Annotated in this window: 7 protein-coding genes; 4 read left to right on the top strand and 3 right to left on the bottom strand. The window is 31.3% G+C overall.

Annotation, left to right across the window (positions count from 1 at the left end; translation table 11 throughout):
- Nucleotides 1-433: DUF47 domain-containing protein (locus ACH2BP_RS13480; protein WP_395060743.1), on the top strand; the 433-nt coding region annotated here is incomplete at its 5' end.
- Between the two features lie 22 nt (nt 434-455).
- Entirely contained in the window at nt 456-1,898 is a 1,443-nt protein-coding gene (locus ACH2BP_RS13475; protein ID WP_395060741.1) for an inorganic phosphate transporter, read from the top strand.
- Nucleotides 1,899-2,232: 334 nt separating this feature from the next.
- Here the strand turns inward: ACH2BP_RS13475 and ACH2BP_RS13470 are convergent, their stop codons facing one another.
- The 3 genes from ACH2BP_RS13470 to ACH2BP_RS13460 all read right to left on the bottom strand — a co-directional run bounded on the left by ACH2BP_RS13470 (nt 2,233) and on the right by ACH2BP_RS13460 (nt 5,094).
- Nucleotides 2,233-2,451, bottom strand: coding sequence for a hypothetical protein (locus ACH2BP_RS13470; protein ID WP_395060739.1), 219 nt, complete (start codon nt 2,449-2,451; stop codon nt 2,233-2,235).
- Nucleotides 2,452-2,516: 65 nt separating this feature from the next.
- On the bottom strand, nt 2,517-3,098 hold the full coding sequence (locus ACH2BP_RS13465) for a dual specificity protein phosphatase family protein (protein WP_395060737.1): 582 nt from the start codon (nt 3,096-3,098) through the stop codon (nt 2,517-2,519).
- 67 nt (nt 3,099-3,165) lie between these two features.
- Nucleotides 3,166-5,094, bottom strand: a complete 1,929-nt coding sequence (locus ACH2BP_RS13460) for an LTA synthase family protein (protein WP_395060735.1) — start codon at nt 5,092-5,094, stop codon at nt 3,166-3,168.
- A 128-nt stretch (nt 5,095-5,222) separates the two neighbouring features.
- Here ACH2BP_RS13460 and ACH2BP_RS13455 point away from each other — a divergent pair, with 128 nt between their 5' ends.
- Nucleotides 5,223-6,650, top strand: coding sequence for an L-serine ammonia-lyase (locus ACH2BP_RS13455; RefSeq protein WP_395060733.1), 1,428 nt, complete (start codon nt 5,223-5,225; stop codon nt 6,648-6,650).
- A partial coding sequence (locus ACH2BP_RS13450; RefSeq protein WP_395060731.1) for a DUF2809 domain-containing protein occupies nt 6,650-7,022 on the top strand: 373 nt, incomplete at its 3' end. The genes ACH2BP_RS13455 and ACH2BP_RS13450, both read left to right, overlap by 1 nt.

Here is a 7,022-nt window from a genome sequence, read left to right as displayed (position 1 = left end):
GAGTAAGAATTTTATTACTCCATTTGACAGAGAAGATATTCATTCATTAATTACATCAATAAATGATGTGGCAAATAATATTTATTCGGCTTCAAACAGAATGAGATTGTATAATGTTGGAAAGATTAATAAATCTATTCGAAAATTAACAGAAATTAATGTTGAAGCTTGCAACTCTATAAATAATGCAGTCATTGAATTAAAAGATTTAAAAAATCTTGATAAGATAAATGACAGTGTGAAAAAAATATATAAATTAGAAAGCAAAGCTGATGTTATTTTTGACAAAGCCGTTGCTGATTTGTTTGAAAATGAAACCGATGTCATTAACATAATTAAATACAAAGAAGTTTTATCAGCATTGCATAATGCTACTGATAAATGTAGAAATGTTGCCAGAACACTTGAAGCAATTTCAGTAAAACACGCTTAATTAATTTATTAAAATTCTTCAAATGGAATTAACGTTACTTATTGTAATCATTGTTATTGCATTATTATTTGATTTGGTTAACGGTTTTCATGATGCAGCAAATTCTATCGCTACAGTTGTTTCTACAAAAGTTTTAACTCCTGGACAAGCTGTTGTTTGGGCGGCATTTTTTAATGTAATTGCTTTCTGGATATTTGATATGAGTGTTGGAAATACAGTTGCAAAAACTGTAGACAATGGCGCTATAAATCTTTGGGTGATTCTCGCCGGACTAATTGCTGCTACAATTTGGAATTTATTAACCTGGAAATTAGGAATTCCATCATCATCCTCACATACACTTATTGGCGGATTTGCAGGAGCAGCTATTGCTCATGCAGGTTTTAGTGTTGTAAATTCAGCAGAAATTCTTAAAGTAGTTGCTTTTATTTTCCTCGCACCTGTTATTGGAGGAGTCATTGCGTACATCATTACCATTATAACAATACAACGAAATCCTTATAAAAAAATTGGTTCATTTACAGTACTTTCTTTAGGTATTATGTACCTAATGAATCATATGGTAAATTATATGGATGTTAAACCAATCATGATGTGGATTGTAGGTGCAATGTTGGGTGTCATGATTCTGTTTTATATTTGGTATTATGTGGTTCATGGAAAAAGCCAAACGGTTCTAAAAGAATCGAACATGTACAAAAAATTGCAATTACTATCATCAGCAGCTTTTTCTTTAGGTCACGGTGGTGCCGATTCTCAAAAAGTAATGGGAATTATTTGTGCTGCTTGTATGGTTTATGCCAACATTGCTAGAGAAAAAGGTATTGAAAATACTATTGATAAAAACCTTCAGGTTACCGAATTAATGCAAATTGAATACGAATCTGCCGATGGTAAAAAAGAAAAATTTAAACCCGAACATACAAACGGAGATAAAATATTTGTTTACACAAAAGGAAAGGACATTCTAGATGCAGCAACAAATCAAGTTATTTTTGAAGACAAAAAACTAAATGCAACTTATCCTGAATCTGCCCAATTTGCAGATTATATAATGGATGGAAAACTAAAAGAAGGATATAAAGTTAAAACCAAAGTACATTCGGACTCGATGCCTTGGTGGATTGCATTTGGTTGTTATTTTATGATTGGTTTAGGAACATTAATGGGTGGTTGGAAAATTGTGAAGACAATGGGAACCAAAATCACAAAAGTAACGCCACTAGAAGGTGTTTGTGCAGAAACCGCAGGAGCATTAACCTTATTTACGGTTTCTAATATGGGAATTCCTGTTTCTACCACACATACAATTACAGGTTCTATAATTGGTGTTGGAGCCACAAAACGACTGAGTGCTGTTCGTTGGGGAGTTACAATAAGTTTATTATGGGCATGGGTTTTAACCATACCAGTTTCGGCAGCAATCGCAGCCATTGTATATTATATTACAACAATATTTATTTAATAGATTTTATTATAAAAGCAAAAAGGGAGAAATTGAATTTCTCCCTTTTTTTGTTTTTTGGATTTGAAAGCTATTGAAGATGGTTCTTGAATTTTGAGCATTAACTTAAGAAAAACAGAATTAAACCATTTATACAATTCTTTGTTGAGTGATGTATATCATTCTTTATTTTTTCTAATACAATCAATATTTAATGCTATTCCAGTTTCTCCGAGTCTTTTCATTTCTTGAGAATTAAAACTCAACGAACATTGTTGATCATATTCATAAAATAACCAAATAAAAATATTCTCTTTAAAAATTCCTAAGAGTTGTAATTCTTGAATGTTTGGTTCTAATAAATCAAGGAAATTATTTTAAAATCAAAATGTTCAATTTCTTCGTCATTAACGACTTTATAAGTCCAAAGTTTATATTTGTCTTTTACATCCTGTTGCCATATTGCTTTATTATTTTCTTGAACATATTCAAAAGGTTTAACCCTCATTAAGTTTGTTACTTTTTGATAAATTTCAAATGTCTCAGTTTCTATATTTAAATCAATGTATTTCATTTCTATTATAATAAAATTTTATTTATTCTCTTTCAATTAATTAATATGATTTAAATAAACTATTATCATTTCAATGAATCTTTTCTCGATTTGTAATGCATCAAATATTCACCTTTTGGTTTGCCATCATCAAAAGAGCTGAATTTTATTAAGGCTCTTACATTTTTTCTGGCTTCTTCGTTAGTGAAATTTTCATACTCCATTCTGTAAATTGCAGAATACATTTCGGCACGGCCAACACCGTGATAACAATGAATTAGGACTGGATAATTCGCTTTGTTATCCATGATTTTCAAAAATGAATTTACATTTTCTTGAGTAGGAACCTGATCTGAACCATTATTAAAATAATTGACTCCTTTTATTTTTGCAACGGCATCTTTTTCGGCAGTTAATTCAGTAGGAATTTCTGGATTATTTACTAAATCGGCCGTTCCTGGGAAACGCAAATCGACAATAGATTTTATGTTATATTTTTTGACATAACTTTCTATTTCGTCTGGCGGAATGACACCCGATTTATATACTTTTCCTTCGGTTATCGTTTCGAAATTATGATTAATATTCATATCATACACATACTTTCCTACAAAGAAAAGTATAATGATAGTTGAGAATATGGCGATTTTTTTTACTTTAGAACTCATATAAAATGCTGTTATTTTGTTGCAAATGTATAGCAAAATTTAAAAATGGAAGATAAAATTATGTTAACTAATTTACTGTTAATTTTTTATCCATAATTCTTCTCATATAATCCTGAATAAATGCTTTTGCTGATATTTCGAGCTTCTCAACTTCTTGATTTTTTACTTTTCCCATCAAGTTATTTTCTAAACCCAAATCTGTTTTATTATAAATTCCTACAATTTCTTTTCCATCGAAAGTACAAATATAATTTCCTTGCATAAATTGGTATTGTCCACCATTAAAATTACAAACAAATGGTGGTATATTTTTGTCTCCAACCAAGCTTCTGCCCCAGCTTCTAAAGGGTTTCTGATAACCAATCATATCTAATATTGTTGGGTAAATATCTATTTGCTGGGCAAAATCGGTATTCACACCTTTTAGATTACTATTGGGTTTGTAAATTAAAATTGGAACTGCCGAACGGTTAACTATTTGGTTGTAAAACGGATAATAGGTCTGATTACAATGGTCTGCTGTGATTATAAATATAGTATTGTTAAACCAAGGTTGTTTGCTAGCAGATTCGAAAAACTTCTTGAAAGCAAAATCGGTATAGCCCACAACAGTATGCATAGGAATTGTTCCTTTTGGGAAAGTATTCTTATACTTTACTGGTGGAACAAACGGTTCGTGCGACGAAACTGTAAATATGGTACTAAAAAAAGGTACCTTCTTTTTGTCCAATTCTTGTTTCATAAATTGCATAAATGGTTCATCCCATATTCCCCAAGAACCATCAAATTCTTTGTCGTTGTCAAACTCTGTACGCCCATAATAATGATCGAAACCTAAAATATTTCCGAAACCTAAAAATCCCATCGAACCATTCGCAGCACCATGAAAAAATGATGTGTCATATCCCAATTCCTGAAGCGTAGAAACCAACGATTGTATTTTTTGTTTAGGATATGGTGATGATGTAAATGCATCTCTAAATGACGGAATCCCTGCAATTACTGACGACATTCCGTGTATCGATTTACTTCCGTTTGCAAAAGCATTGGTGAAAATCAAACTGTGTTGCGCTAGCGAATCTATAAATGGTGTGTAACTTTTGTAATCTGGAATTGCATAATTTTTATTAAACGCGCCTAAATATTCTCTTCCCATACTTTCGGTAATAATGACTACAATATTAGGTTTTGTAAGCGAATTATTTTTGTACTGTTTTATAGGTTTAATTGTATTGTTTATTTGTTCTTCTGATACTAAATTAATCTTCTTAAAACTATTAGTTTTCATTGTTCTGATTAATGCAAAAGGCGTATTTAGCACAATATCTGCATGTTGTGGTTTTGTAACATATCTGTTTGCATCAATCATATTAATAGGTCTGGTGCTTTTCTTAAAATCGCCACGAATCCCACCAATAGCAAGAGTTGCAATAATTAATAATCCAATTACAGAATATAAAAAGTATTTTATTTTAGAAATACGAATGGGCAAATTCTCAACTTTAACTTTTTTATACAAAAAAATCCATAAGTATAATAGTATAAAAAATAACACATAAACATGCCAATAATCTACAATAAAACGAGAAAACAAACTACCTTTATTAGTCTCGTTTCTGGCAATATCTAGAATTGCAATTGTAGTTCTGGCATAAGTAAATCGGTAATAAATATAATCTATAAAATTCGTTGCATAAGCAATGGCATTAGAAATAAAATAGACCCAGAAAAGGAAAATTTGGTATTTTTTTGAAGTATTTATCCAAAACGGAAGTATCGAAAGTAAGATAAACAATCCGTTTACATACAAAATCGCAGTCGTATCAAATACCAAACCGTGATAAGCTAACGAGATATATTCGGATACAGAATCTACTTTTAATAATTTATAATTATATAAGAAGAAACCCAATCTGGCAATCGAATAAAACAAAAAAGCTAATAAAACCCTATAAAAAAAGACTTTATATTCTTGAAATCTGAAAAATTTAGACATGAAAATCGTAATTAAAAAGTATTTGTAAAATTATAAAAATATAATGGCAAAGGAAGATTTTAATACATAATTATTATTCCAACTTTATTAAACAAAACATATATTTGTAATACTAAAGAAGCAGTTTTATGGAAGAGTGTATTTCAGTATTTGATATGTTAAAAATTGGTGTTGGTCCGTCTAGCTCACACACACTTGGGCCTTGGCGTGCTGCCGAAAGATTTTTAGCCGAATTAACTGAAAAAAAACTTTTAGAAAAAATAATTCGAGTTAAAGTCGATTTATATGGTTCTCTTTCGCTAACAGGAACTGGTCACGCAACTGATTTGGCCATCATGTTAGGACTTAGCGGGCAAGATCCTGAATATATTCCAGTACAAAACATCTCTGGAATTATAAAAAACATTGAAGACAAAAAAGAAATAAACTTGGGTAACAAACAACTCATTCCGTTTTATTTTTTACAAGACATAGTTTTCAATAAAAACTTCCTTTCTTTTCATGCCAATGGACTAACATTTACAGCATTTACTTCCGATGAAAAAGAATACCAATCGACCTTCTACTCTATTGGTGGCGGATTTGTGGTTAAAGAAGAACGAGCAAATGCCAAGAAAAAAATTGAAATAAAATGTGCTTTTCCTTATCCTATTAATTTAGCAGAAGAGTTATTAAAATATTGTATTTCAGAAAATAAAAAAATATCTGAAATCGTTTACGAAAACGAAAAATCGATGCGTTCCGAAGAACAAATTCATCATGAATTAATGAGAATTTGGAGTACAATGCTAGAATGTATGCATATTGGCTGTCATAGCGAAGGAATTTTACCTGGCGGACTCAATGTGCGTCGTCGCGCTTTTGATATGCATCAAAACCTAATCGGATTAGCCAATTATTCTAACCCACAAGAATGGTTAGAATGCATTAGAAAAACCGAAGTCAAATTTCGTCAAATCCTAAAATGGGTTTCTTGTTTTGCCCTTGCGGTAAATGAAGTAAATGCGTCGTTAGGGAGAGTAGTAACAGCACCAACCAACGGGAGCGCTGGTGTTATTCCTGCTGTTTTAATGTATTATCTAGTCATTGAAAATCACCAAGCAGGCGAAAAAGAAATTAAACAATTCCTAATGGTCGCTGGCGAAATAGGGAGTATTTTCAAAAAAGGTGCAACAATATCTGCTGCAATGGGTGGCTGTCAAGCAGAAATTGGTGTATCATCAGCTATGGCTGCGGCTGCACTTTGCGAACTTATGGGCGGTACACCAGAACAAGTTTTAATGGCTGCTGAAATTGCTATGGAACATCATCTGGGTTTAACCTGCGACCCAATTGGTGGTTTAGTGCAAATTCCTTGTATTGAAAGAAATACCATGGGAGCAATAAAAGCCATAAATGCTGCCGAATTGGCTCTAGAAACTGATCCGAAAAATGCCAAAGTTCCTTTAGATAAAGTGGTAAATACCATGTGGCAAACCGCAAAAGACATGAATAACAAATACAAAGAAACTTCCGAAGGTGGATTGGCAATTGCTGTAAATCTAGCTGATTGTTAATGAGAAAAAAGCGTATTTACTATTTTTGGATAACCATTATTATTTTATTTATTGGGATTTTATCTAGAAAAATCGACGTAATTCCTTTATTTGTTGGAGATATTTTATATGCTTGTCTAATTTATTTTGGATTGCACTTTTTATTTCCAAATCTCAAAATAATCAAAACAACACTACTTGCTTTACTATTTTGTGTAATTATCGAGTTTTTTCAACTTTATAAAGCACAATGGATAATTACCATTAGAAATACAACTTTTGGACATTATGTTCTTGGGCAAGGATTTCTGTGGAGTGACATAGTTTGTTATTCTATTGGTGTAATTATTTCAAGTTTATTAGATTTTAAAATTACTACTAAAACTCAAAACT

Origin of the sequence: Flavobacterium sp., from assembly GCF_043756175.1 — a bacterium.
Taxonomy (GTDB): Bacteria; Bacteroidota; Bacteroidia; order Flavobacteriales; family Flavobacteriaceae; genus Flavobacterium.
Note: the sequence above shows the minus strand (reverse complement) of the source record. Positions and strands in the feature narration are given on the sequence as shown.